Here is a 25,670-nt window from a genome sequence, read left to right on the forward strand (position 1 = left end):
GCGGATCCTCGGACGGTGACCGGCTGGGAGTCCGGCGGGACCTCGGGCGGTGACCGGCTGGGGGCTCGGCGGGTGTACCGGCGGTGGCCCAGGCCGGTCGTGTCAGCCGAGCACGGTGAGGCCGCCCCCCGCGCCGCTCAGACGGGGCCGCGCCTGCTGCTCGTCGGTGAAGTACCGCTTGCCGGACAGGCGCAGGGTGACGACGTCGGCCAGGACGAGACGGTCCTGTTCGCGCAGACTGACGAACTCCCCGGGCTCCAAAGGCCGGTCGGCGCCGTTGCGCCGCAGTACGGTGCCGTTGCCGGACCCCAGGTCGGCGGCGGTGACGCGGGAGCCGTTCGGGGTCCTCTCCACGGCCAGCAGGAGGTGCCGGCGGCTGAGCCGGGTGATGCGCTCGGGGGGATCCAGTTCCCCGGCGGCCAGGTTGATGCCGTGCCGCAGCGCCCCGCGGCCCGCCTCGAGGGCGTCGTCCTCGGCCACCGGGAAACGGAGGAACTCGCGGCCGGTCGCCGCGTCCAGCGCCACGAACGAGCGGGGACGGGTGCGGGGGCCGACCTTCTCCACCCGGGTCCGGCAGCCGCCGCACATCGGGGTCCCTGCCCGGCTCAGGACGGGCCAGTCGTGCAGCCGGTCCGGCCAGTAACGCGCCTTGAAACACTGCGGGTTGACGCATCGCCAGTGGCTGTCCAGCACGGCCTGGTGCGTGGAGTCTCGGGGGTCGAGCTTCTGCTCGAACTTGAGGGTCTTGTCCTCCATCGCCCGGGTGACCGCCTGGGGGGCGCGCGGGCGTATGCCACTAAGCCGGAAGTCGACCCGGCCGTTGTGGGTCTCCCAGGCCAGGAAACGCTGCGGGCTGTGCTCGATCCACGGATGGTCTCGGCGCAGGTCGACGAACTGGTCCATGCTGACGACATGCCAGCCGTTGCGCTGGGCCAGGCTCAGCAGGACCGGGTCGGCGGTCGGGGCCATCCGGATCTCACCGGCGCGTCGCATCCGCTCCAAGGTGGCCCGCTCGTCGGAACGAAGCAGCCGCCACAGCGAGTTGTCGGCCACCAGCGCCAAGGGGGTGTCGGCGCCGTACTCCCGGTGCCAGGCGTCGCGCACCAGGAACAGCCGCTTCAGCAGCGGGAAATGCCGGCCGACCGGTGTCAGCCGGTCCGACCAGCAGACGTTGGACACGTCCATCACCCCGCCGGCGACCTTCATCACCGCACCTCCCCCTCTTGTCGGGCCCACCGCGCTCACGTCGGGGCGGACCGCCCGGACACACGGGCACGGCCATGAGCGGGTGAAACCACGAAATCTCCACAGGACCCACTCAAGGTGTAGGGCACATTAATGCCGTTGATCAAGTGCACGCAAGAGCCTTTCCCACCGGCGATCCACATCGCTGACCTGCTAGTCCGTCACACGACCGGCACTTGATCGCCACACCCGGAAGGCTCATGATGCTCCGACCGGCAGAGAGCGGGGAGGGGCGGAATGAGCACGATCGACATCTTCTGTGAGCACGATGAGGGGGAATCATGTCCGGCATGTGAAGGGGCGCTTCGCAAGAAGGCCGCCGAGGAGCAGCGGGAGAACCGGGCACAGGCCGAGTGGGAACGCACGGTGCGGCAGTTTGAAACGGTCTCCGCGCACCTGGCCGAGGCCGCGGAGACCGAGCGCCTGGAAAGGGAGGCGGCGGCCTCCGAGGTCCGGGCCGAGGTCACCCGGTCGTTGCGGTGGAACCTCCTGTGGCGACTGATCGCGACGGCGCTGACCCTGCACCTGCTGCTCACCGACGCGGTGACGGCGCCGGGGCTGGCCGCGGGGCTCGTGGGCGGAACGGCGTTGCTGCTGTACCGGGCGAGCAGCGCGCGTTCGGGCCCCCGCCTGCCCGATCTGCCCGGCCAGCGACGGCAGTTGACGGGCGCGGCCCGTGCGGTGCTGTGGTCGCTGCTGCAGATACCGGCGATCGGCGCGGCGACCACCGTGGTGATCCTGCTCATGGCGATGACCGGCATGGCCGGCCACGGTTCCGCCGAGCGGATGGACCTCGTCCTCACCGCGGTCTGGTACGGGGCCCTGATCGGCGGCCTCGGCCTGCGCAGGGTGGCGGTGGAGCAGCCGTTCGGCCGGCGCGCCACGGATCACCAACAGGTCGAGGCCCGCCATCAGACCATGAGGCAGTCGCGCAACAGGAGCTTCCCGGTCGGGCGCGAGCCGGAGTCCGTGGGGTTGGCCGCGCTGCGCGACGAGGTCGCCCAGCGTGCCGGTCTGACGCCCGCCGGGCACGAAGCGCTGGAGGCCGTCCGTGTCGGCGTGCTGGAGAAGCGCCGGGCGACCGCCGCCGAGCGGGCGGCGCTGCTGGAGCGCACGCGGGAACGTGTCGCCGAGGAACGCCGGGAGCGCGGCAGGATCCCTCTCGACAGGTTCGCCGCACAGCTGTCCGGCCACACCGCGTGGGGGTCGGTCGGGCGGTGGAAGGAGGCCCCCTGGTACGAGGCGCTGCCCGGCTCGGCGGACGATCTCGATGGCGCCGTACGGGAGTTCGTGCAGGACTTCTCCGTGCGTGGGCTCTTCACGGGCACCGGCACCGGCCTGCCCGACGGGCCGCATCCCACGGCGGAGATCACGGACAGCTCGGGCAAGGTCATCACCGTGGTCGCGGTGTGCGGCAGGAACCTCCGCGTCTGCGCGGCCTGCCCCCGGTGCGGGCAGCTGATGCTCGGCGATGGGGACCTCACCGACCCGGCGTCCCTCCTGGAGGCCGCCGGCCGCCCCTTCGGACACACCTGTCCCCTTCACACCGTCGGCAGAGCGACCCCGACGGGTCACCCTGAGACGGAACGGTCGCCCTGATGGAACGGCCGACCGCCACCGGCTGACGACCCGGCGTGCGGGGCGTCGCCTCCGGGCTCGACGGCGTCATGCGGGAGTCCGGCGCGCGCCTTCGCCCGGCTCGACGCCCCGCCGCGCAGACCGGGCGCCGCTCACCGCGCAGACCGGGCGCCGCTCACCGCGCGGCCCGGCTGTCCGGCGGGTCACGGTGTCAGTAGTTCTGGTTCTCGCTCTCCGCGGTCAGCCACTGCATGTGATCGTGGAACTGCCGCCCCGCCTGCTGGAACAGCTGGTGCTCTCCGGCCTGGAGGCTCTGGACGCCGAACTCCGAGCTGAGGTGCTGGTCGACCACCTGGATGAGGGCGAAGGGCCCGGTCGCCACGGGGCCGGCCATGTGGAGTTCCTCGGCGTCCATGCCCCCGATGGAACGGGCGATCTTGTCGATCATCTTGTCCATGACGGCGGAGTTCCCCTGCGCGCCGATGAAGTGGTTGCCGTAGCCCCCCGTGCCGAGGAGGTAGCGTGCCGCGGTCCTGACCTGCTCCGCGGTCGCCACCCCCGTGGCGGGCGGCGCGCCGGCGGCCGAGAGGGAGGCGTTGAGACTGCCCTTGTCCCGGATGAGGGGTCCGAGGACCGGGACGTCGTTCTCGCGGAGCGCCGGCCGGGTCTGCTTGAGGTCGATCGTCCCGGACCCCAGGTCCACGTCGGCGTACACGCCGCCGAACTTCTTCAGGATGCTGTACCGGGCGATGTCGGAGGCCAGGGGGTACGCCTTCACCGGGCCCCCGGTCGCCTTCTCGTACGTGGCCGCGACCCGCTCGTCGAGGGCGTCCTCGACGTACTTGAACTCGATCGCCTTGGCCACCTTCACCCGGAGCGAGTCGGCCCACGACCAGGTACTGCGCTTGTCCGTCCAGAGGTTGATGCGCCAGTCGGAGTTCTGGGCCTTGTCCGCCCACGCGAGGACGTTGTCGAGCGCGTCCTTGCTGATGCCGCCGCCGATCCAGATGAAGTGGACCAGGGCGGGAATGCGGGGGCGGTCCTGGGCAGGGGCCTGGGACACCACCTCGCGGAGGCCGGCGAGATAGGCCGGCTGGGGATCGAGGGCTTCGAGACGGTTCATGACGAGCGTGACCGCCTCGTGGTCGCCCTTGAGCATCGCATCGAAGACGAACTGGCGGACGTCCCGCTCGTTGTCGGAGTCCACGGCCTGCGGGCCCGTGCTCCGGTCCCCTTCGTGCGTGACATGGAGCGGGACGCGTTGGACGGCCGGCACGCTCCCCGGGGAGGCCGCGGCCTCCGGCGGGACCGGAGTGTCGCTGTCGGCCTTGCGCAGCACCGGCACCTGTCCCCGCATCACCTCGTGGGCCTGCCGCTCGGCAGCCACCTCCAGGGGATCGGTGGGCCTGGAGATGCGCAGGCCCCGCGGGTCGGCCTCACCGCCCACCGGCCCCTGCCGCTGCTGGAGGACATGCCCGAGCTCGTGGGCGAGGGTGTGCTTGTCGGCGCCGCCGTCGCCGATCACGATGCTGCTGCCCGACGTGTAGGCGCGCGCCCCGACCTCCTCCGCCGAGCGACGCGCCTGGGCCCCGGTGTGCAGCCGTACGTCGGAGAAGTCCGCGCCGCCGAACCGGGCCTCCATCTCCTGCCGCAGCTCACCGCCCATCGGCTGACCCGCGCCGCGCAGCACATCGTGCACGGCCGACCGCTGCACGGTCCGGTCCGCATGCCCGCGGCCGGGGCCGTGAGCGTGCCGCTGCTCCTCGACCAGCCGGGCGACCACGGCGTTGCCCGCGGCCCGCTGAAGCGCGGTCACATCGGCTCGGTCCACCGGCGCGCCGGGCGTCCAGCCCTGGGCGCCGAGCGCCCGGGGCGCCGGCTTGACCTGCGGCTCCCGCTGCGCGGACGTGTCCTTCGCCAAGTGGTCGCGTGTCAAAGGATCTCCTCGGTCTCATGCCGGACGCCCTGAATCGACGCAGTCCTCACGGAGACCTTCGACAACCGGGAAAGGCGCCGCAAGGACCGCGCGGCCACGCTCGCGGGCAGAACCAGGTGCCCGCGAGGCCCGGCCGCACGGTCGGGCGGGCAGCACCCGCACGGCCCGGACCGCACACGACCGCCCGGACCGCGCACGCCGCACGGGTGGCCCGTGACGGACCGTGCCCGCTCAGGGGTCGGCCGTCCTAGGGCGTGCCGATCGGGTCTCCTATGCGACGGGAGTCCACGGAAGGGGTCGATGCGCAGGACATTCACTCGTTTACGTGAATCGGCCGATCGTATGACCGCGAGGCCGTCCCTGCTGGGTAGCGTGCGTGTTCGACCGGCCCAGCAGGACCGGTTCGCGGCGGGTCATGGGGGTGCGGGAAATGACGGACAGCCCTTCGAACCAGGGCGGCGGGCTGTCGCGGCGCGGACTGTTCGCGTCGTCGGCAGCCGCGGGCGGCGCGCTCTGGCTGCTGCGCGGGCTGGTCCGGCCGGGCAGCGCCTACGCGGCCTCGGCAGCGCCGCCGGGCTTCCCGCCCGGGATCGACGTGTACCAGCGCGCCTATGAGAACTGGGCCGGTGAGATCCGTACCGACCAGCTCTGGACGTGCGCGCCGCGCAGCCCCCAGGAGGCGCTCGACGTCGTCAACTGGGCCCACCGCGCCGGCTGGAGAGTACGCGCGCAAGGGCGGCGGCACGGCTGGGCGCCCCTCACGGTGGCCGACGGCACACCCGCCGCCTCCCGCGTCGTCCTGCTGGACACCACCGCGCACCTGACCGCGATGTCGCTGGAGCGGCCGGCCGCCGACGGGCCGGCCGGAGTCCGGGTCCAGGCCGGCGCCTCGCTGGAGGCGCTGCTCGCGTTCGCCGGCGCGGGCGGACACGGGGTCGCCTCCGCGCCGGCGCCCGGCGATCTCTCGGTCGGCGGCGCGCTCGCCGTCGGCGCGCACGGCACGGCCGTCCCCGCCGTCGGCGAGAGCCCGTCGCCCGGCCACGGCTACGGCTCGCTGAGCAACCTGGTCACCGAGCTGACCGCGGTGGTCTGGGACGACGGCGCCGGCCGCTACGTCCTGCGGACCGTCGGCCGGGCCGAGCCCGACTGCGACGCGCTCCTCACCCACCTCGGCCGCTCCCTCGTCACCGAGGCCGTGCTGCGGGTGGGCGCCGACCGCACCCTGCGCTGCCAGTCCCTGCTGGACATCCCCGCCACGGAGCTGTTCGCCGCGCCCGGCGCTCCGGCCGGCACGCGGACCCTGGCCGGTTTCGTGGACCGCACCGGCCGGGTGGAGGCGATCTGGTTCGCCTTCACCGACCGCCCCTGGCTGAAGGTGTGGAGTGACGCCCCGAAGCGGCCGCTCACCGCCCGCGCGGTCGACGAGCCGTACAACTACCCCTTCTCCGACTCCCTCCCCGAGCCGGTGGCCCGGCTGGCCGGGGACCTGGTCGCCGGGGCGTGGGCGAGCGCGCCGCTCTTCGGGCAGGTCCAGTACCTGCTGGCCAAGGTCGCGCTGACCGGCGACATCACCGACGTCCTGCTCTCGGGGACCCTCGTGCGGGACGTGCTGACCGGCGACGTGCTCACCCACCTGCTGGCGGGCGGCCTGCGCTCGGACCTGTGGGGCGCCTCCCGCACCCTGCTGCAGTACGTGCGCCCCACCACGCTGCGCGAGACCGCCAACGGCTACGCCGTCCTCACCCGCCGCGCCGATCTGCAGTGGGTGGTCAGCCGGTTCGCCGACTTCTACCGCACGCTGCTCGCGCAGTACGCGGCGCGCGGCGAGTACCCGGTCAACGGCCAGGTGGAGATCCGGGTGACCGGTCTGGAGGACCCGTCCGTGTGCGGTGTCCCCGGCGCGCGGCCCCCGCTGCTGTCCGCCCTGCGGCCGCGTCCGGACCGGCCGGACGTCGACACCGCCGTGTGGATCGACGTCCTCTCCCTGCCGACGACCCCCGCTCTGCACCGCTTCTACCGGGACATCGAGCAGTTCCTCCTGACCCTCGACGGGGACCGGGCGACGGTCCGCGTGGAGTGGTCCAAGGGGTGGGCCTACAGCGACACCGCCGCGTGGTCCGACCCGGACGTCCTCACCCGCGCCGTTCCCGCCAGTCAGCGCGCCGGGGGCGGCCCGGGCTGGGACGAGGCGGTCGCGACTCTCGACCGGCTCGACCCCCACCGGGTGCTGTCCAGTCCGTTCCTCGACGCGCTGCTGCGCTGATCCCCGAGGTGCGCGGCCCGCCGGGGCGACAGCGGCCCGAGCGGGCCCGGTGGCCGCGGCGGGCGGGCGCGCAGGGTGCCGGGATGTTCACGATTCCAGGGGAGTTCGCACGGAGCCCCGTCGACCGCGAAGGGGAGGCCGGGGCGGCGGCGTCATCGGCCCGGTGCGTCGGGGAGCCGAGGGGAGCGCCGCGATGAAGGTGTCGTTTCCGCATCCCTGCAACGTCCATGAGCCGGACGCGTTCGCCGCGTGGGGTGGGCGGGGCGCCGTTCCGCTGCACGAGCGTGACGACGCGCAGCCGTGGCCGGCCGTCGATCCCGAGGGACGTGGCGGATCCCGCCTACGACGGCGGGACACTGCTGAAGTCGCGCGCTGACGCTCCTCGAAGCGGACGACCCGCGCAGGGCCGTCCACCGCATCCTGGACGTCTTCGCCGAGGCCGCGGAACTCCACCGTGAACGCGTCCGGCGGTGGGCCCGGTCGCAGGCGGTCCAGGCCGCGTTCTGGGGCCGCCGCCACGGCTTCCGCCTCGCCCGCGGCGGTCCCCGGCTGGACGGGCTCACCCGATGCGCCGACCGACCGGCGCAGGTGCTCGCCGAACGCTCGTAGGGCGTGACGGCGTCGGACGACATTGCCGGGACACGGCAGGGATCCGTGTCCTCCGGTTGCCGGTCGATCTCCTTGTCGCTTGATCACGGTCTTACGAGACTGGTGGCGTTCGGCGGGAGACGGCGGGAGACGAGCGATGAGCACGACGAGGAGCGGCACCGTCCGGGGAGCGGACCGACTCGTGCCGCGCCGGCCGAGGATCGGCCGGAACCCGCTGGTGGGCGCGGTGCTGATCGTCGTGTCCCTGGCCTCCGCACTGGCCTCCTACGCCGTCTTCGCCGACTGGCTGCCCGGCGACCGCACCCGGTATCAGGAGTACCGGGCGGCCGAGGTGTGCCCCGCCCGCCGGCCGGTGCCGAGGGTGGAGGACTGCCTGCGGGAGATCCCCTTCACCGTCGAGGACACCTCGCTCGGCGCCAAGGAGATCACGGCGACGCTGCTCGGCCCGCGACCCTTTCCGAGGGCGCGCGTGTGGTTCGGCCATTCGGAGCCGGTGCTCAGCGGGCTTCAGCGGGGGGACCGCGTCACCGGCACCGTATGGCGCGGCGTCGTCGTGATGATCGCCCAGGGGGGCGTCCGGCAGGAATCCAGCGACGCGCCTCGCGACGAGCCCCAGCCGACAGCCGCCCTCGGCACGTTCGCGGGGCTGCTGGCCGTGTGGGCGCTGGTCTTCGGTACGATGCGCCTGCTCAGGCCGCGTGAGCCCGGCCCCTTCACCTGGCGTCCGTACGGCAGGCGGCTGCTCGTGGTCGCGGGAGTCGTCTGCGCCGTCGTGGGCCTGATCACCGGGTGGACGGGCCTGCCGTGGTGGCTCGTGCCCACGGTCTGCGGGGCGGTCGTCGCGGGTACGGCCTGCCTCCCCCTCCGGAACCTGTCGTTGAGGCGGATCGGCCGGTAGGGACGTCCTGCCGGCTCGATCGCCGAGGCAGGACGCCGGCCCACCGCCCGGAAGGTGCGGGACGGACTTCGAGGTCACGGTGGGCGCCATGCGGAGCCAGGGGGGTTTCGCAGTGATGAGGAACAGGGGGATGACGGTGTCCGACTTCCGTCCGCAGGATGGCCCGAAGGCGGGCCGGCAGCAGCCGGCCGAGGGGAAGAACGCCCGTTTCGAGCGGGGGATCGGCGGCTCGCTCGCCGCCCTGCTGTTGGTCGCCGCGGTCTCCGGCTGTGGGAGCGACGACAAGAGCGACACGGACAAGTCGACCGCGGGCGCGCCGACTTCGGCGTCCGCTTCGGCTCCGGCGTCTCACGAGGCGGCTCCCGCCCCCACGCACAAGGCCGAGCCGACCACGCTGCTCACCCTCACGGGGTCCGGCAGCAAGAGCACCAGCGCGTTCAAGGCCGGCGACGAGTGGACGCTGTCCTACACGTTCGACTGCACCAAGGCCATGGGCGCCGTCGGCGGCGAGGGCAACTTCATCGTCTTCGACAAGGACGACAGGCTGGTCAACGAGATGGACAAGACCGGCAAGGGCAGCGCGCGGCAGCACACGCCGGGCACACGCCGGCTGCAGATCGTCAGTGAGTGCGAGTGGACCGTGAAGGTCATCGGCTAGGGGCTCTGGTTCGGATCAGGCCGGGTCAGGGAGCGGGGTCTGGTGGTGGGGCCCCTCCCACGCCGTTCAGGCAGTGGGGGAGCATCGCACGGCGGAGGAGGGCGGCACGGCGGAGCCATGGCAACCGACGACAACGCGGCGTGGGGGTACCCCCTGCTCGAAGAGCTCGGGGGAGCGCGGTGCCAAGGACCGCGAGCCCGGCGTGATCCAAACGAAAGACCCCAGGGCCGCGGCCGGAAGGGTTCGCGAGCCGGTGAACCTTTCCGGCCGCAGCATCGGGGCGTGCCCGGTGATTGATCCCGGGGCGGCCCGGGCGGCGCGGTGGCCGGTGTTCCTCGTCGGTCCTCGCCCGCCCCGGCCGGGGGACGACGGCGTCCGTCGCGTCAGTCCTTGACCGCTCCGCCGAGGCCGGAGACGAGTCGTCGTTGCACGAGCACGAAGAACACCAGCACCGGAATGGTCATCACCGTGGACGCGGCCATCACGCCGCCCCAGTCGGGGTCGTCCGGCTTGTAGAAGACCAGCAGCGCCATCGGCAGGGTCGACCGGGAGGTGTCGCTGATGATGAACGACTTCGCGAACAGGAAGTCGTTCCAGGTCGAGATGAAGGAGAACACACTGGTCGCCACGAGTCCCGGGAGGACCAGCGGGAAGAGGATCTGCCACAGGAAGCGTCCCCTGCTCGCCCCGTCGATGCGGGCCGCCTCCTCCAGGGCGTCCGGTACGGCCTTGACGAAGCCCCGCAGCATCCAGATCGCGAAGGGCAGCGAGAAGGCGATGTGGGGCAGGATCAGCGAGCCCAGCGTGTTCAGCCGGCCGAGGTCCCGCATCAGGAAGAACAGCGGGATGGTGAGCGCCTCCACGGGCACCATCTGGGCCACCAGGAACATGATCAGCAAGGTGGTGCGGAAGCGGAACCGGAACCGGGTGACGGCGGTCGCCGCCAGGAACGCGATCAGCGCGGAGGCGATCACGACGGTGACCGCGACGACGAGGCTGTTGAGGAAGTAGCGGCCGAACTCCTGCTGTCCGAAGACCCGTCGGAAGGAGTCCAGCGAGGGGGACGTCGTCCAGGGCCGAGGCTCGGCCGACTCGATCTCCCCGGCCGGTCGGAAGGCGCTCAGCACCATCCAGTAGAGCGGGAAGGCCACCAGGACGGCGACGGTCAGCGCCGTGGCCTCGGCCGCGAGCCGTCCGGGACGGCGCACCCGTGCGCGTGCGAGGTTCACAGCTCCTCCCCCTGGCGGCGCAGCAGCCGCAGGTAGACCAGTGTCACGGCGAGCAGGATCAGCAGCATCACGACGCCGATCGCGGAGCCGAGGCCGTACTGCGAGGACGCGAACGCCTTCTGGTAGGCGTAGACGTTCAGGACGAGGTTCTGGCCGGCGATGCCGCCGCCGTTCGTCATGACGTAGATCTGGGTGAAGACCTTGAAGTCCCAGATGACGGACTGGATGGTGACGACGACCAGGATCGGCCGCAGCATCGGGGCCAGCACCGAGCGCCAGATCCGCCACTGGGAGGCGCCGTCCAGCGCGGCGGCCTCCAGCACCTCCGCGGGCACGGCGCGGATGCCGGCGTAGACGGTGACCATGACGAACGGGAAGGAGCACCACACCACTTCGAGCAGGACGAGGAGGAAGGCGCTGTAGCGCCCGTACGTCCAGGAGTGGTCGCCGAGTCCGAGGATCCGGTTGACGGGCCCGAAGTCGGCGTCGAACAGCAGCAGCCAGACCGTGGAGCCGGTGACCGCCGGGGTGGCCCAGGCGCCGAGGGCGGCGAGCATCAGCGCGAGGCGCGGCACGGCGCGCACCCGGGTGAGGAGCAGGGCGAGCGCGCAGCCGACGGCGAGTGTGCACAGCACGCAGGCCGCCGCGAACACGACGGTGGCCAGCAGGACTTGCCAGAACTGGTCGTCCCCGAACAGTTCGGCGTAGTTGCCGAGCCCCTGGAAGGTCGTCGGCTCGCCGCCGCTGACCTGGGCCTGGGTGTACTGCAGGAAGGAGATCAGGCCGAGTTGGTAGACGGGGTAGACGAGCAGGCCGCCGAGGACGACGAGGGCGGGGGCGAGGTAGAGCCAGGGGGTCGCGGCGCGCCCGAAGGGGCGCGGGGAGGTGTGCGGCCGGCCGCGGGCCGCCCGCGGCCGAGTGCGCACCGGGCCCCGCTCGCTGGTGGGCGAAGCGGTCATCCGGCTGCGCCGAACGCGTCGTTCATCTTCTTCGCCGCGTCCCCGGTGGCCGCGTTGACGTCCTTCTTGCCGCTGACGATCTCCTGGAACATGGTCGGCAGCACCTGCGAGGAGTCGATCTGGGCCCACGCGGGCGTGGCCGGCACGAACTCGGTGCCCGCGGCGAGGGTGTCGACGAAGGGCTTCACGAACGGTTCCTTCGCGGCGGCCTGGGCGCGTACGTCCTTGAAGGTCGGCAGGAAGCCCATCGCCTGGAACATCTCGCCCTGGGTCTGCTTCGACGTGAGCCGCTTCATCAGGTCCACGGCGAGGGTGCGGTGCGCGGTGCTCCTGAGGACGCCGATGTTGTTGCCGCCCGCGAAGGCCGGCGCGACGGAACCGGGGGTGACGCCGGGCAGCGGGACCACCGCGTACTTGCCCTTGACGCTGCCGGCCTCCACGGCCTGGTGGCTGAAGTCGCCGCCGATCGCCATGGCCGCCTTGCCGGAGGCGAAGGCGGTGACGGTGTCGTTGCCGGTCATCCCGGCGCACTTGGCGGCGGGGCAGTTGTCGTCGCCGAACAGGGACGTGTACGCCTCGACGCCCTTGCGGGCCGCGGGGCTGTCGATCGCCGAGGTGTAGGCGCCGTCCTTGCCGGTGGCGAGCGCACCGCCGTCGGCCCAGATGAAGGGCATGGCGCCGTAGGTGTAGGCGCCGCCGACGGCGAGACCGTACAGGCCGAGCTCGGCGGCCCTGATCTTCCGTGCGGTGGTGGCCAGTTCGGCCATGGTCCTCGGCGGCTCGATGCGCAGCTTTTGGAAGACGTCCGTGCGGTAGTACAGCGCGCGGACGCCGACGAAGTAGGGGGCGCCGTAGACCTTGCCGTCCACGGTGACCGAGGTGCGGGCGGTCGGGTCGGTGTCCTTGGCCTCGGGCCAGGCGCCGAACTCGTCGGTGACGTCGGCGAGTCCGCCGTCCTTGACGTAGCCGGCGGTGTCCGTGTTGCCGTACTCGATGACGTCGGGGGCGCTCTTGGGGTCGTTGAAGGCGGCCTTGATCCGCTGGGCCCGGGTCTCCACGGGGATGTACTCGACGCTGACCTCGGTGTCCTGGTGGGCCTCGCGGAAGCCGGCGAGGACCTGGTCGACCACGTGTTCCTTCGGCTCGTTGTCGACCTCCTGGAACAGCCAGACGCGCAGGGTGCCGGTCTTCTCGTCCTTGCCGGAGGAGGAGTTGCCGGAGGTCTGCGGGGCGCAGGCGGTGGCGGTGACGGCGGCCGCGGCCAGGAGCAGGGCCAGTCGGCCGGGGAGTCTTGCGGAGAGCTTCATGGAGCGATCCTCCGGTCAGAGTGTTGCAACATACGCAATGGCTGTTTTGCTCTGCACAACACCACGGAGGCTAGGTACTCGATGAACGCCCCCACAAGAGGTCTCAACCACTCTGTGACCGCCGGACGCACCCTGTGCAACGCCGTACGACGCAAAGGCACTTGAAGCACGCAAATCGCTTCGGGCCCGTTCCGGCCCGCCGTGTCCCTCAAGGCCCCGTTTCGCCCGGCGCGTCCCCCGGGAGCCCCTTCGGAACCCCAGGAGCGGCATTCGCGGGCGGCGCGAGGCACCGTTCAGCGGCGTCCGCGCCCGACCCGGCACGTGCGCTCTCCTCGATCGCTGACCGGTTGCCGGAATCGCGGCCTGCGCGGTCCATGACCGCCGGTTCCACGAAGTCGCTGATGACCGGGGCGGCTATCGTCCCGGCCATGACACCAGAGTTCGATCTTGCCGCCCCGCTCGCCGGAGGTGTCGAGGGCCGCAGCGGAGCCTGGACCTTCGTCCGAGATTTCTGCGCCCACTGGGTCGGCCCCCCTGGGGGACGACGACGGCTGGCCCGAAGCCGATCTCGGCGCCGCCGAGGAGCGGCTGGGCGTCCGGCTGCCGACGGCGCTGCGCGAGGCCTATCGGCTGTTCGGCCGCCGCGGGGACCTCACCGGCGACCACGACGTGCCCGCCTCCCGGCCGCGCCGGCGCCGTGGGCGGGCGATGCGGGCGTGCGCCCGCCGGCCTCGGCGGTGACGCCGAGGCCGGCTCCCGGGGTCCTTCCCCGTCGGCGCGCGCCGGTCAGGGCAGCAGTCGGGGGCTGGCGTTGTGCACCAGTTCCAGGGCCTGCTGCGGGAACCACTTGCCGGCCGCCGGGTCCTGGTAACCACGCTCGGGGTCGTCGGGGCCCGCCGTGCCGCGGGTGCACTGCCCGTCCGACTCGCCGGGGATCTTCACCCACAGCTTGGCGTCGGCCAACGGGTCGCCCGTCTTGAGGGTCGGCCGGGCGCCGACGCCTCGGCCGGGCGGGTTGCACCAGTCCTGCGGGTCGGAGTAGACACCGGCCGGCGGGGTCCACGGGCCCTGGCCGTTGCGGCTGGTGTCGGTGACGAAGTGCTTCATGGCGGACGGCGCCGCGTGCACGTGTGCGTCGATCCATGCCTGGGCGTCGTTCACCGGCCACCACTGGTTCGGGCAGTCGGCCACCGGGCCGCCGTCCGACACGTAGCTCAGGCAGGACGAGATCAGCTTGCCGTACCGGGCCAGTTCGCTGTCGGAGCGGTAGTTGGAGATGTTCAGGAAGAAGCCGGTGGCGTCGTCGACGCCGCCGGCGACCAGGCGGGGCACGATGTCGTTGACGCTGTGCCAGCCGCTGTGCCCGGCGTCCAGGTAGACCTTGGTCCCGGCGAGCGGTTCCAGGGCGTCCACCGCGTAGTGGATCTCCGTGTAACGCTCGGTGGTCCTGCTGCCCTGCGCGTCGTCCTGGCCGCAGTCCGAGGGCAGCAGCGCCAGCGAGTCCGGTTCCAGCACCACGGTGGCGGGCAGGTCGCCGATGCCCGCGCGCACGGCGTCGATCCACGCCTCGTACTGCGGGGTGTCGGCGGCGCCGCCGGCCGAGTACTGGGCGCAGTCCCGGCCCGGGATGTTGTAGAGCGCCAGGACCGGCAGCGCGTGGCGGCGAGCCGCGTCCACGACCGTTCTGTGCACCGACGCCCGCACCTCGTCGGGCGTGCCGTCGCCGTACCACACGGCCTGCGGGGTCAGCGTCATCGCCAGCACGCCGGCCGCGTCCTCGATCTTTCCGTGCCGTGCCAGATCCAGGATCTGCCGGTTGGCGTCCGCGTTCGCGGGCGGGGTGTACAGGGCGGTGGGCCGCCCGCCGTGCGCCGGCGCCGCGACCGTCGCGGGAGCGGCGGCGAACGCGGTGGCGGCCAGCGCGGCGGCGGCCGCGGTGACGGTGAGCGGACGAAGGGCTCGGCCGCCGAATCCGAAGGCCCTGCCGACTCCGCCGGCCGCGTCGGCTCCACTGCTTCTTCCGGTCTCGTCGGCTGCGCTGGTTCCGCCGGGTGTTTCCGTGCTTCCGGCATGGTCGCGTGCGGTCATGCGGATGGACTCCTCGGATGCGTAGGGGTGGCCGTGCGCGTCCACAACATGTCTGGGAGCGCTCCCATGCACGGCACCAAGGAATTAACCCCTCATACGAGAGCGGCGTCAATCCCTTCGACGGGCTTCAAGTCATGAAGATTCGGGAGCCTGTTGAGACCCCTGCGCGCCGGAGCGTCGCCGACGCGATGGCCACTGCGGCGCAAGGGGCACTGCGGCGCGAAGAGCCGGGCGCGGCGCGAGGGACACTGCGGCGCGAGAAGCCGGGGGCGGCGCGAGGGACACTGCGGCGCGAGAAGCCGGGGGCGGCGCGAGGGACACTGCGGCGCGAAGAGCCGGGGGCGGCGCGAGGGACACTGCGGCGCGAAGAGCCGGGGGCGGCGCGAGGAGCGGGCGGCTTCGTTCCGGGGCCGTCCTCCCCTCCCCGCCCCGCCACCCGGCGCCCGGCTCAGACCGAGGTGCGGGTCACCGGGATCCACAGGTGCGCGTCGGACCACGTCGGGGCGTCCTGCGTCGGGCGGCTGCGAAGGATTTCCGGCCCCGGACGGTACTCGTACGGATGGGAGGGCATCCACTGGGCGGCCACCTCGCCCCGCATCTGCCGCAGCGCCTGCGGGAACGGCCCGGCGTTCTCGAACACGGCCCAGGCGCCCGCCGGGCAGTCCAGCACGTCGAGACCCTCGGGCACCTCGGTGGCCGAAATCAACACGGCGTGGTGGTAGTCGCGTTCGCTGCCCTCGTCGAAGCGGTCCGACTGTCGCACGCTCGCCGTCACCACGCCCCGCGAGTCCTGGTCCGAGAGGCCGGCGGCCGTCCCGCCGTTTCCCCGGCGGGCGGGCCGGGGCAGGCTGGTTCACCATGAGTGAGGTGAACACCGCGAACACGATGCGCGCCATCGGCCAGGACGTCCTCGGCGGCCCCGAGGTCCTGAAGCAGATCGAACTGGAGCGGCCGGTGCCGCGCCCCAACGAGGTGCTGGTGCGGGTGAAGGCCTCCGGGGTCAACCCCACCGACTGGAAGCACCGCGCCCAGCGGGTCTTCCTCGGCGAGCCGCCGTACGTGCTCGGCTGGGACGTCTCCGGCGTCGTCGAGGCGACCGGCGTCGGCGTGGCCCTCTTCCGGCCCGGGGACGAGGTCTTCGGCATGCTCCCCTATCCCTTCGGACACGGCTCGCACGCCGAGTACGTGACCGCCCCGGCCCGTGCCTTCGCCGCCAAGCCGGCCGGCGTCGACCACGTCCGGGCCGGTGCGCTGCCGCTGGTCTCACTGACCGCGTGGCAGGCCCTGGTGGAGCGGGCCCGGCTGCGCGCCGGGCAGCGGGTGCTGATCCACGCGGCGGCCGGCGGGGTCGGCCACGTGGCGGTGCAGATCGCGAAGGCCCACGGCGCGTACGTCATCGGCACCGCGAGCGCGGGCAAGCACGACTTCCTGCGCGAGATCGGCGTGGACGAGCCCATCGACTACCGTACGACCGACGTCACCGAGGCCGTACGGGACGTCGACGTCGTCCTGGACACCCTCGGCGGCGACACCTCCGTCCGCTCGCTGCGGATGCTGCGCCCGGGCGGGATCGTGGTGTCGATCCTGCCGGTCGGCTCCGACGACTTCCACGCGGAGGCGGACCAGCTCGGTGTGCGGGCGGTCAGGATGCTGGTGGACGCCGACCACCACGGGATGCGGGCGATCGCCGAGCTCGTCGAGGCGGGGAAGCTGCGCCCCGCCGTCGCCGGTACGTTCCCCCTGGCCGAGGCCGCCAAGGCGCACGAGATCGGGGAGACCGGACGCACCACGGGCAAGCTGGTCCTCGTGATGGACTGAGGACCGCCGCGCCGGACCGGCGTCGGCCTGCTTCCGGTTCCGGCCGCTCGGCCTTCGGCGCGCCGAAGGCCTCCCCTTCGCGGGTGCGCAGGGGAGGCCTTGGTGGATGCGAAGAGGGGTCCTTCGTGGGTGCGAAGGGGGCCTTCGTCGGTGCGGCGGAGGTGGGTCGCGGCGTGCGGCTCAGCCGTCGGTGCCGTCCTCCGACAGCGTTCCCTCGCCGAGGGTCCCGCCCATGACGCCGCCGAAGAAGCCCTCCATGAGCTGATCCATCCGGACCTCGGTGGCCCCCGCCGGGGCCGTGGGCCGCGCCCCCTTCACGGTGCGCAGCACCAGGGCGAGCTTCTTGCCCTTCGCCTTCTCCGTCAGCGGGGCGAGGTCCACGGAAACGCCGCTCAGGGCGCCGTTCTTCAGCGTGAAGTCGGCCGTGACCTTCTTGTTCGGCGCGTCCTTGAGGTCGTCGTCCGTGGGCAGCCCGCCTCCCGAGGGCAGTTGCCGGGCCAGCGGGCGGATCTCGTCCAGCAGTTCGGCCAGCAGCGTGCGGAAGGGAGCCGTGGCCTTGACGTGCTCGGTGCCGTCCGTGCCGCCGGCGGTCTTGAACTCGACCTCCTTGAGCACCACCCGGCGCAGGTCGTCCATCAGCTTCTTCTGCGTCCGGGCGTCGAGGGTGGGGCTCGCGGTGGGCTTCCCGTCCCCGGCGGCCTCCCCCTGAGCCATCTCCTCGCCGGTCTTCCGCAGGTCCTCGGCGGAGATCTTGATCCACTCGCCGGCGAGTACCTTCTTGAACGCCCCCGCCCCGGCGGGCACTTCGTCGGCACCGGGGACCGGGACGCCCGACATCTTCGTGAACGCGGCCACGTCGGCGCGGACGTAGGCGGTCTTGCCGATCAGCCGGTACTCGAACAAGTCCCCCTTCGGGCCGCTGAACTTCAGGGCCATGCCGCTCAAGTCCTTGTCGCCGGAGTCCTGGAGGGGCTTCTTCGACTCCACGGAGACGGAGATCCGGGCGCCGCTGAGCAGCTCGGCGGCCTCGTCGGGCATCCTGTCCTCGGGCTTCGCCTCGGCGTCCAGGGCCTCGAGGGTCGCCGGGTCGGTGTCCAGGCCCAGCTCGAGGGTGAGCGAGTGCCGCTCGCCGAGTTCGTCGAAGGCACGGTCGAGCTTCTGGCCCGCGGTCAGGTTCTCCACGGTCCCGCAGGCGGCGGTCCCGGCGAGGACCACGGTGGTGACGGCGGCGGCGGCCAGGGTGTTGCGTATGGCGGAAATGACGGTCTCCTCTGAGGCACGACCAAGATGCTGGTCAGCGAGGAGACCGATGAGTCACTCGAATGGTTGTACGCCTGGGCCGTATGTCCTGTCGTCCGTCGCAGGTCGTCCGCGCGATGCCGACCGTGCGACCGCCGCGGTGACCGGCCGTTCCCCGGCCCGGACCGCTTGACCCTGACACCGTGACAAGGTCTTCACTGTGGCCGAGGAGGTGGTCCTGATGACGATGCCGGAAGCGGACACCCGTACGGCGCGGACCGTTCGGGAACTGGAGAGCGACGACCCGTCGGTCCGGCTGCGGGCGGCGCTGGCGGCCGGCACGACGCCGGACCCGGGAGCCATCGGCGCGCTCGTCGAACGGTGCGCGGTCGAGCCCGAGTTCTCCGTGCGTGACATGCTGACGTGGGCGCTCACCCGTCACCCGGCGGCGGTGACGGTCCCGGTGCTGGTCGGCGAACTCCGATCGGAACGCGCACAGGCACGGAGCCAGGCGCTGCACACGCTGTCGAAGGTCGGGGACCGGCAGGCGTGGCCGGCGATCACACCGGCGCTGCTGTGCGACGCCGACGACGAGGTGGCCCGGAGCGCCTGGCGGACCGCCGTCGTGCTCGTGCCCGAGGGGGAGGAACAGGAGTTGGCCGTGGTGCTGGCGTCACAGCTGGGACGCGGTGGACGCGAGACGCAGCTGAGTCTGAGCCGGGCACTGATCGCGCTCGGGGAGGCGACGGCGCCGGCGCTGACCGCCGCGACGACCGATCCCGACCCCCGGGTGCGCGCGCACGCGCGGGCCACGGAACGGCTGTGGCGTGACCCGGATGCCGGATTCGAGTTCGCGATCGAGGAGGCCAAGCGCCTCGTGGCCCTCGGCGGGGCGGGCCGGGAGGGGCGGTAGGCGGTGCTGATCGGTGACGTCGCACGGCGGTCCGGGGTCAGCGCCCGCATGCTCAGGCACTACGAATCGCTCGGCCTGGTGCGGCCGACGGGCCGCACCGGCTCCGGCTACCGCGAGTACTCCGGCGAGGACATCCGGCGGGTCTTCCACATCGAGAGCCTGCGGTCGCTGGGGCTGTCGCTGCGCGAGGTCGGGCGCGCGCTGGAGGATCCCGGCTTCGCGCCCGCGGAACTCGTCGACGACCTCATCCGTGGGACGCGCGAGCGCATCGCGGCGGAGACGGAGCTGCTCACACGGCTCCGCCGGATCGATGCCGCGGAGCCCTCTCACTGGGAGGACGTCCTCCAGGTCGTCGCGCTCCTCCAGGCGTTGGGCTCGAAGAGCGCGGGGGTGCGGCAGCGCGCGGCCCTGTCCTCGGGCGAGGGAGTCCCCGTGCCGGTGGAGGCGCTGGTCGAGGCCGTGCTGAGCGAGCCGGACCCGAATGTCGCCGGGGCCCTCCGGTGGGCTCTGGCGCGATCCGGGGACGTGGACGGGCCGGCCCTGCTGGCGGACGGCCTCGGCTCACCCTCCGCCGAGGTGCGCGAGCGTGCTGTCCGGTCCCTCGCCGAGATGACCGACGACGGCGCGACCACCCTGCTGCGGGGAGCCCTGACGCACGCCGATGCCGTGGTCCGCGGCCACGCGGCTCTGGCGCTCGGGGCACGGGGCGTGGCCGACGCGGTCCCGACGCTGATCGACATGATCTCCGAGGAGGGGAACGACGTCGACGCGGCGGACGCGCTGAGCGCGCTGGCGGCCGATCCCGCGTCGGCGGACCGGATCGCCGCCGGTCTCGTCGACCGCCTCGCCCACGGCGCCGTCGGCACGCCCGCGCGTCGACGGCTGACACAGGCACTCGCGGACATCCCCGGCGCCACGGCGTCATGCGCCCTCGCGGACCTCTCCCACGACGAGGACCGCGCCGTCGCGCTCACCGCGGCGTACGTGCTCCGGCTACGGGGCGGCGACGCGCGGGAGTGAACCCGGGCCCGGTCGCCGGGCGCCGTCCTCGCCGCGCGGCCGGCCCACCGGCGGGCGTCGCCGACCCACCGGCGGGAGTCGTCCCCGTGCGTGCACGCCGCTGCTCGGTGCGGTGGAGTGAACCGGTCGCGGGGTCCGCTCATGTGATCGTCGAGCGCGGGGAAGGTGTCAGCGACGCCCTCGCGGACATCGGCTCCACGATCCCCGGCCAGGCGTGGACGTACTGGCACCCGGGCCCCGGCCCCGGTCCCGACTACCTCGACGACGACCGCGGTCACGACTGGGCGGCGTCGACCGGACGGGCCATGGCCTCCAACCTCGTCCACGCCGCACGGGCGCTGGCCGAGAACCGCTCCCGGCTCCGCCGTCCTGAGCCTTCGGGCGAGTCGGCGCTCGTGCGGAGTCGGTGACGGCCGTCGCCTCTTCCGGGCACCTGTTCGGCGAGATCGCCATCAGGCGTGGTCCGGCTCCGGTTCCGGTTCCGGTTCCGGTTCCGGCTCAGCGAGGGGTGCCGCCGGGCGGCGGGGAAGCAGCAAGGGGGTCGCGAGGATGAGCACGCCGGCCAGACCGATGGCCGTACGCGGGCCGAGCAGCGCTCCCAGTACGCCCCACAGGGCCGTCAGGAGGGCGGTCGAGGCCTTGGTCGTCACCGCCCAGGCGGACAGCGTCCGGGCGGCGCGGTCGGGCGCGGTGCGTTCGAGGCGGTAGGTGGCGTAGACGGGGTTGAAGACCCCGCAGCAGAAGATGAGCCCGAGCTCGACGCCCATCACCAGCAGCAGCCCGCCGGCGCCCGGTCCCAGGAACGCGAGGCCGACAGGCCAGAGCGCGCGCAGCGTCCCGGTCGCGGCCAGAACCCGGTGCTGCCCGTACCGGGTGACCAGCGGCCGGGCCAGCCGGGAACCGATCAGTCCGCCGATCGAGGGCGCGGCGAAGGCGAGACCGTACTGCCACGGCGCGAACCCGAGCCGGCCGAGCATCAGGACGGCCAGCAGCGGCTCGGCGGCCATCACCAGGCCGTTGAACAGGGCGGTGTTGAAGAACAGCGGACGCAGCGACGCGTCGGCGAGGATGTACCGCCAGCCGTCGAGCAGGTCCCCGGCCCGCATGCGAGGGGCCGCTCCGCGCTCGGGCCGCGCCTCGTCCCCGCCCATCGCGCGGATGCCCAAGGTCGAGAGCAGGTAGCTGACGGCGTCGGCCACCACCGTCGCCACCGGACCGAGGAAGCCGATCGCCGCGCCGCCGAGCGGCGGTCCGATGATCGTGGTCGTCCAGGCCGTGGACTCGAAGCGGGCGTTGGCGACGAGCAGGTCCCCGGCGGGCAGCAGTGTCTTCAGATACGCCCCGGAGGCGGCCCGGAAGGTGATGTCGGCCGCCGCGACGACGACCGAGACCAGCAGGAGCTGGACGAAGGTGAGCACGCCGAGCGCGAACGCGACGGGAATCGTCAGCAGCGCCGCGCACCGCGCCAGGTCCATCGTGATCAGCACGGGCCGCTTGCGGCGGAACTCCACCCACGGACCGAGCGGCACCGCCACGGCCGCACCGACGGCGGCCCCCGCCGAGGAGAGCGCGGCGACCTCGGCCGGTCCGGCGTGCAGCACCCGGACGGCGATCAGCGGGAACGCGCCGAAGGCGAGCCACGTGCCGAGCGCGCTGGTCCCGTACGCTGCCCAGAGCCACCCGAACCGCCGACCGAGCCGATGTCCGAGCGCACGCCCCGGACGCCGCCCGCTCCTCATGCCCGACATGCCCGACCCCGTTCGTCCTCGCCCTCAGCGCGTGGCGCCCGCCACTCCGCCACTGGTCGTACAACCGTTGCGCGACCGGAAGCATCAAAGCGGGCGGCACCTCCGGGGGGCAAACAACCGCGAGGGCCCGATCCCACAACCAATGGTTGTGGCCATAGGGTGTCGGCATGGACCTCGACACCGTCCGGACCTTCGTCGCGGCCGCCGAGGCGGGGCAGTTCCAGGAGGCCGCCGCCCAGTTGGCGATCACCCAGCAGGCCGTCTCCAAGCGCATCGCCGGGCTGGAGCGCGACCTCGGCGTGCGGCTGTTCACCCGCACGCCGCGCGGCGCCGAGCTCACGATCGACGGGCAGGCGTTCTGGCCGCACGCGCGTGAGCTGCTGCGCGTCGCCGAGCGCGCGGTCGCGTCCGTGCGCACCGGCCGCCGTGCGCTGCGCGTCGACGTGATCGCCTCGCGGGCCGCGTCGTCGGTCCTGATGCGCGGCTTCCACCGCGCGCACCCCGAGGTCGACCTCGACGTGGTGATGCTGTTCAGCATCGACGCGGCCGTCGCCGCCATCCGGTCCGGTGAGATCGACGCGTCCTTCCGCGCCGTCGGAGCGCCGGGCCGGCCTCTTCCCGAGGACATCGAATCCGTCCGGGTGCTCGACGAGCCGCTCCAGCTGCTCACCGGTCCCCGCCACGCGCTGGCGGGCGTCCGGTCGGTGAGCGTCGCCGAGCTCGCCGGGCACCGGATCTGGATGCCCGGAATCGTCCCCGGCACCGAGTGGGCCGCCTACTACGACGACCTCGTCGCCGAGTTCGGCCTCACCATCGAGGCGACCGGCCCCAACTTCGGCTCGGACGCGCTCCTCGACACCATCGCCGACACCCCGGCCCTGGCCACCTTCATGGGCGAGGACACCCGCCTCGTCTGGCCCGCCGGCCACGGCCTGCGCCGCATCCCGGTCACCGACCCGACACCCGTCTACCCGCACTCGCTCCTTTGGCATCGCGACAATCCCCACCCGGCGCTGGCCGTCCTCCGCTCACACCTCGCCACCACCACGGGCGGCCACGACATGGCCGGGACCTGGCGGCCGGACTGGGCGGAGCCACGCTGACCACCGCCGCGCCAGGACGGCGGCACAAGCCGCGGCGTCTGGTCTGGACATCTGTCGAATCGGGCGGCTACCGTCCTGATCGGAACGTCGCCGGGCGCACCACGAAGCCGGCCGCCGTCCCGTCTCCTCCTCCGCGCCGCACGGGGGTGGCGTGCGGTGAACCGCGTACCGCGTCGCCGGTCCGCCGACACCGCCATGTCCCACCGTCGGCCGCACAGTCTCCAGGGGCCTTGAGGCCCGGGGCCGCACTCAGCGTCGAGGCGTCCGCCCCGCTCTCCGCACGCAGCCGCCGACCGGTGATCCCGGTACGGGCGGCACCCCGAGGACCCGGATCCGGCGAGCCGTCCGGAAATCCGTCCACCGGCTCCGCGACGGCGCGGCCCGACACCGTCGAGGAGAACAGCCGATGCCAGGAACCAGCTACGACGCCGCGACGGCCGCCGAGTACCGGGAGGCGCGGGAGATCCCGCGCGAGGGCCTGGAAGCGTGGCGGCAGGCCGTCGCCGCCGAGGCGCGGCTCGCGCCCGGGGCGACCGTCCTGGACGTCGGCGCGGGCACCGGCGGTTTCGCCGGCGCGTTCCACGACTGGTTCGGCGTGAAGGTGCTCGCCGTCGAACCGGCCGCGGCGATGCGCGCGTTGATCCCCGAGAGCGCCGGCGTCCGGGCACTGGAGGGACGCGCGGAGGCGCTGCCCGTGCCCGACGCCTGCGCGGACGCCGCGTGGCTCGGCTCCGTGATGCACCACATCGGCGATCTGGAGGCCGCCGCCCGCGAGCTGCGCCGTACGCTGCGCCCCGGAGCGCCGGTCCTCATCCGCAACACGTTCCCCGGCCGCGGCGAACGCGACCTGCGCGTCCGCTTCTTCCCCGAGACCGCGGACGGTGTCGCAGGCTACCCGACCGTCGAGGAGGTCGAGGCGGCCTTCGCCACGGCCGGCTTCCGGCGGTCCGCTCTGCGCTCGCTCCCGCAGGAGTCGGCGCCCACCCTCGCCGCCTACGCCGACCGTCTACGCCGCGACTCCGACACCAAGCTCCGCGCCCTCAGCGACGACGCCTACGCCCGCGGAATCGCCCGGATCCGCCAGGCCGCAGCCGCCGATCCCGGGACTCCGGCGATCAGTTGGATGGACCTGCTGGTCCTCCGGTGATCGCCGGGCAGGCTCCGGGGACCGACGCGTGCGCGGAGGACAGCGGTCGGACGCGGCCCGGCCCCGCGTAGCCCCGGCTTCTGTGGCTTGCGCAGCTTGCGTGCCCACGCGGAACGGACCAGCGTCCGAAGCGGAGGATGGTTGACAGTTACACCTCACGGCGTTCAAGATCCGCTCAGGTTTGGAAGTGATCGGAGAGAGCCGGCCATGACGTCGCAGTCGTCACACGCGGTCGCGGAGCGTACGCAGCGGCTGCTGCAGCCCGGTGAGCGGATCGGGCGGGTCATCGTCGCCCAGGGCGGGATCAGTCCCCGGGCGGCGCTCTGGATCGTGGTGGCCGGGTTGGCGGCGGGGCAGGGGCTGGCTCTCGCGGCCGGCGGCGGTGGGCAGGGACCGCTCGGTGGCTTCGTGGGCATGATGGTGAGCGGAGTGGTCGTCGTCTGCCTGACCACTCGGCGCGTCCTCGCCGAGACCGACCGGAACGTCGTCGTGCTCAAGTACGGGCGGTTCGGCGGCGTGAAGCCGACGCGCGTGATCACGCGGTTGCCCCGGAGCACGGCGATCGGCCCGTTCGCCGGGACATGGACGCGGACGACGCTCGCCGGGGAACGGCTCTGGGTGCACCGGAAGTGGTACGGGGACGCGGCGTCGTTCGACGCCCGACTCGGCTGAGGGACGGGCGGCAACGGGACATGTGCGCAGCCGAGCCGATGGCATGAGACCTGGTGCCGCCGGGCTCCGGCGCGTGCTCCACGTCGGCTGAGGGACCGCCCGCACGCCGCTCACCTGGCCCGCGCCTCCTGTGCGCGCGTGGACGGCGTCGACGCGCCCGCCGCCCGGATCCAGCGGGCCCGCGCCCGCTGTCCCGATGTCCCGGATCGCCGCCCGTCCCCGCACCGTGAAACCCCCCGGTCGCCCAGGCGGCCGTCGGCGTCGGCGCCGTGTCGCTCGGGCCCCGCGGCCTGCTGCTGGGCCGACACCGGCCGGGCACGCGGGAGCTGCCCGGCGGGACCGTGGAGCCGGGCGAGTCGTTGCAGGAGACCGTCGTTCGCGAACTCGCCGAGGAAACCGGCCCGCACGCCGACCCGGACGACGTCCGCCTGCCGGCATGCTCCTCGACCAGGTCGGCGACGTCGTCCGCATCACCTTCGGCGCACATGTCACCCGCCGGCGCGGAGAACCGACCGACCAGCCCGGCGAGAGGGTCGGCGACTGGCGGTGGTGGCCGCCGGACGCCGGCTACCGCTCCTCGGCGGTGGGGCGTCGCACCTCGAAGTGGAGGCATCCGTATTCCAGCGCCCTGACGTGCACGAGCGCCACGTCCGGGTCGCTGAACGCGTCGTCGAAGGCCGCGTCGAAGCCGGCCGTGGCGTCGGCCGGAATCTCCAGGAGGCGTCCACCGGCGATGCGGCCCCGGGCGTCGTAGCGACGCACGGTGCGCAGGGCGCCCGGCCGATCGAAGGGGTAGTTCTCGCCGGGGGTGAACCCGCCGCACTCGTCGACGTGGATGAAGACGGGACCCTGTTCGTCGTACGCGCCCGGAAGGACGCCCCTCTCGGCGGCCCAACGCCGCAACGGGGCGTACGAGACGAGGGCGATCCGTTCACCGGGTGTGATGGGACGCAGGCAACAGCGCAGCGGGGAGCCCGCGTCGTCGTGGGTCGCGGTGTACGGGGCGCAGGGGCGGCCCGCGTCGTCGGCGACCCGCAGTTCCTCGAGTGCGGTCGTGTCGATGGGCGAAACGGTGTACCTGGTCATGTGCCCATGCTGGCTCGAACTGCCCGTGGGCGCTGGCGGTAAACGGACGTCGCGTTGGCGTGTGACCCGCCCGTCCCGTGCTGCCCCCGCCCGTCCCGTGCCCACGTGCCCCGCCTTCCCCGCACCCCGCCCTCCCAGCGTGCCGCCCTCCCGT

20 protein-coding genes and 3 pseudogenes are annotated in these 25,670 nt (G+C 73.1%); 13 read left to right on the forward strand and 10 right to left on the reverse strand.

Annotated elements, in window-relative coordinates:
* Window positions 1–102 precede the first annotated feature (102 nt).
* Window positions 103–1,206 carry an FHA domain-containing protein gene (locus tag ACH5A8_RS31910; RefSeq protein WP_399007545.1) on the reverse strand — a complete coding sequence of 368 codons (1,104 nt, stop codon included), beginning with the start codon at window positions 1,204–1,206 and terminating at the stop codon, window positions 103–105.
* 276 nt (window positions 1,207–1,482) lie between these two features.
* On the opposite strand from ACH5A8_RS31910, the gene ACH5A8_RS31915 reads away from it, so the two are divergent.
* Window positions 1,483–2,844 carry a hypothetical protein gene (locus ACH5A8_RS31915; protein WP_399007481.1) on the forward strand — a complete coding sequence of 454 codons (1,362 nt, stop codon included), beginning with the start codon at window positions 1,483–1,485 and terminating at the stop codon, window positions 2,842–2,844.
* 190 nt (window positions 2,845–3,034) lie between these two features.
* Here the strand turns inward: ACH5A8_RS31915 and ACH5A8_RS31920 are convergent, their stop codons facing one another.
* Complete coding sequence (locus ACH5A8_RS31920; RefSeq protein WP_399007482.1) at window positions 3,035–4,759, reverse strand: DUF4157 domain-containing protein; 1,725 nt, start codon at window positions 4,757–4,759, stop codon at window positions 3,035–3,037.
* 430 nt (window positions 4,760–5,189) lie between these two features.
* Here ACH5A8_RS31920 and ACH5A8_RS31925 point away from each other — a divergent pair, with 430 nt between their 5' ends.
* The 4 genes and pseudogenes from ACH5A8_RS31925 to ACH5A8_RS31940 all read left to right on the forward strand — a co-directional run bounded on the left by ACH5A8_RS31925 (window position 5,190) and on the right by ACH5A8_RS31940 (window position 9,187).
* Window positions 5,190–7,022, forward strand: coding sequence for a cholesterol oxidase substrate-binding domain-containing protein (locus ACH5A8_RS31925; RefSeq protein WP_399007483.1), 1,833 nt, complete (start codon window positions 5,190–5,192; stop codon window positions 7,020–7,022).
* Between the two features lie 142 nt (window positions 7,023–7,164).
* Window positions 7,165–7,631: pseudogene (locus tag ACH5A8_RS31930) on the forward strand (aminoglycoside phosphotransferase family protein); the annotation flags it as partial.
* Window positions 7,632–7,767: 136 nt separating this feature from the next.
* Entirely contained in the window at window positions 7,768–8,529 is a 762-nt protein-coding gene (locus ACH5A8_RS31935; RefSeq protein WP_399007484.1) for a hypothetical protein, read from the forward strand.
* A gap of 130 nt (window positions 8,530–8,659) precedes the next feature.
* Entirely contained in the window at window positions 8,660–9,187 is a 528-nt protein-coding gene (locus ACH5A8_RS31940; protein WP_399007485.1) for a hypothetical protein, read from the forward strand.
* Window positions 9,188–9,570: 383 nt separating this feature from the next.
* Here the strand turns inward: ACH5A8_RS31940 and ACH5A8_RS31945 are convergent, their stop codons facing one another.
* From ACH5A8_RS31945 to ACH5A8_RS31965, 5 genes are all read right to left on the reverse strand, one after another.
* Window positions 9,571–10,416, reverse strand: a complete 846-nt coding sequence (locus ACH5A8_RS31945; RefSeq protein ID WP_399007486.1) for a carbohydrate ABC transporter permease — start codon at window positions 10,414–10,416, stop codon at window positions 9,571–9,573.
* The gene (locus tag ACH5A8_RS31950) at window positions 10,413–11,375 is read right to left on the reverse strand and encodes a carbohydrate ABC transporter permease (RefSeq protein ID WP_399007487.1); all 963 of its coding nucleotides are present in this window, start codon (window positions 11,373–11,375) and stop codon (window positions 10,413–10,415) included. Before ACH5A8_RS31950 ends, ACH5A8_RS31945 begins: the two co-directional genes overlap by 4 nt.
* The gene (locus ACH5A8_RS31955; RefSeq protein WP_399007488.1) at window positions 11,372–12,682 is read right to left on the reverse strand and encodes an extracellular solute-binding protein; all 1,311 of its coding nucleotides are present in this window, start codon (window positions 12,680–12,682) and stop codon (window positions 11,372–11,374) included. The genes ACH5A8_RS31950 and ACH5A8_RS31955 overlap by 4 nt, the downstream gene beginning before the upstream one ends.
* 786 nt (window positions 12,683–13,468) lie before the next feature.
* Window positions 13,469–14,770, reverse strand: a complete 1,302-nt coding sequence (locus ACH5A8_RS31960; RefSeq protein WP_399007489.1) for a glycoside hydrolase family 6 protein — start codon at window positions 14,768–14,770, stop codon at window positions 13,469–13,471.
* Between the two features lie 448 nt (window positions 14,771–15,218).
* Window positions 15,219–15,533: a GyrI-like domain-containing protein gene (locus ACH5A8_RS31965; protein WP_399007490.1), complete on the reverse strand. Its 315-nt coding sequence runs from the start codon at window positions 15,531–15,533 to the stop codon at window positions 15,219–15,221.
* Window positions 15,534–15,628: 95 nt separating this feature from the next.
* On the opposite strand from ACH5A8_RS31965, the gene ACH5A8_RS31970 reads away from it, so the two are divergent.
* A complete protein-coding gene (locus tag ACH5A8_RS31970) occupies window positions 15,629–16,588 on the forward strand; it encodes an NADP-dependent oxidoreductase (RefSeq protein WP_399007491.1) in 960 nt (319 codons plus the stop codon).
* 180 nt (window positions 16,589–16,768) lie between these two features.
* On the opposite strand, the gene ACH5A8_RS31975 is transcribed toward ACH5A8_RS31970, so the two are convergent.
* A complete protein-coding gene (locus tag ACH5A8_RS31975; protein WP_399007492.1) occupies window positions 16,769–17,803 on the reverse strand; it encodes a hypothetical protein in 1,035 nt (344 codons plus the stop codon).
* A gap of 265 nt (window positions 17,804–18,068) precedes the next feature.
* Between ACH5A8_RS31975 and ACH5A8_RS31980 the strand changes: the two genes are divergently transcribed.
* The 3 genes and pseudogenes from ACH5A8_RS31980 to ACH5A8_RS31990 all read left to right on the forward strand — a co-directional run.
* Window positions 18,069–18,740 (forward strand): HEAT repeat domain-containing protein, encoded by a 672-nt coding sequence (locus ACH5A8_RS31980; RefSeq protein WP_399007493.1) that lies wholly within the window; start codon window positions 18,069–18,071, stop codon window positions 18,738–18,740.
* Between the two features lie 3 nt (window positions 18,741–18,743).
* Entirely contained in the window at window positions 18,744–19,760 is a 1,017-nt protein-coding gene (locus ACH5A8_RS31985) for a HEAT repeat domain-containing protein (RefSeq protein WP_399007494.1), read from the forward strand.
* A gap of 131 nt (window positions 19,761–19,891) precedes the next feature.
* Window positions 19,892–20,133, forward strand: a pseudogene (locus ACH5A8_RS31990) (flavodoxin family protein); the annotation flags it as partial.
* 79 nt (window positions 20,134–20,212) lie between these two features.
* Here the strand turns inward: ACH5A8_RS31990 and ACH5A8_RS31995 are convergent.
* A complete protein-coding gene (locus tag ACH5A8_RS31995) occupies window positions 20,213–21,499 on the reverse strand; it encodes an MFS transporter (RefSeq protein WP_399007546.1) in 1,287 nt (428 codons plus the stop codon).
* Window positions 21,500–21,675: 176 nt separating this feature from the next.
* On the opposite strand from ACH5A8_RS31995, the gene ACH5A8_RS32000 reads away from it, so the two are divergent.
* From ACH5A8_RS32000 to ACH5A8_RS32015, 4 genes and pseudogenes are all read left to right on the forward strand, one after another.
* A complete protein-coding gene (locus ACH5A8_RS32000) occupies window positions 21,676–22,611 on the forward strand; it encodes a LysR family transcriptional regulator (protein ID WP_399007495.1) in 936 nt (311 codons plus the stop codon).
* Between the two features lie 406 nt (window positions 22,612–23,017).
* Window positions 23,018–23,758: a class I SAM-dependent methyltransferase gene (locus ACH5A8_RS32005; RefSeq protein WP_399007496.1), complete on the forward strand. Its 741-nt coding sequence runs from the start codon at window positions 23,018–23,020 to the stop codon at window positions 23,756–23,758.
* A gap of 207 nt (window positions 23,759–23,965) precedes the next feature.
* Window positions 23,966–24,430, forward strand: coding sequence for a hypothetical protein (locus tag ACH5A8_RS32010; RefSeq protein WP_399007497.1), 465 nt, complete (start codon window positions 23,966–23,968; stop codon window positions 24,428–24,430).
* A 202-nt stretch (window positions 24,431–24,632) separates the two neighbouring features.
* Window positions 24,633–24,992: pseudogene (locus tag ACH5A8_RS32015) on the forward strand (NUDIX domain-containing protein); the annotation flags it as partial.
* 5 nt (window positions 24,993–24,997) lie between these two features.
* Here the strand turns inward: ACH5A8_RS32015 and ACH5A8_RS32020 are convergent.
* Window positions 24,998–25,516, reverse strand: coding sequence for a DUF1203 domain-containing protein (locus tag ACH5A8_RS32020; protein ID WP_399007498.1), 519 nt, complete (start codon window positions 25,514–25,516; stop codon window positions 24,998–25,000).
* Window positions 25,517–25,670 lie beyond the last annotated feature (154 nt).

It is taken from the genome of Streptomyces sp. NPDC018610 (assembly GCF_044391765.1).
Lineage (GTDB): Bacteria > Actinomycetota > Actinomycetes > Streptomycetales > Streptomycetaceae > Streptomyces.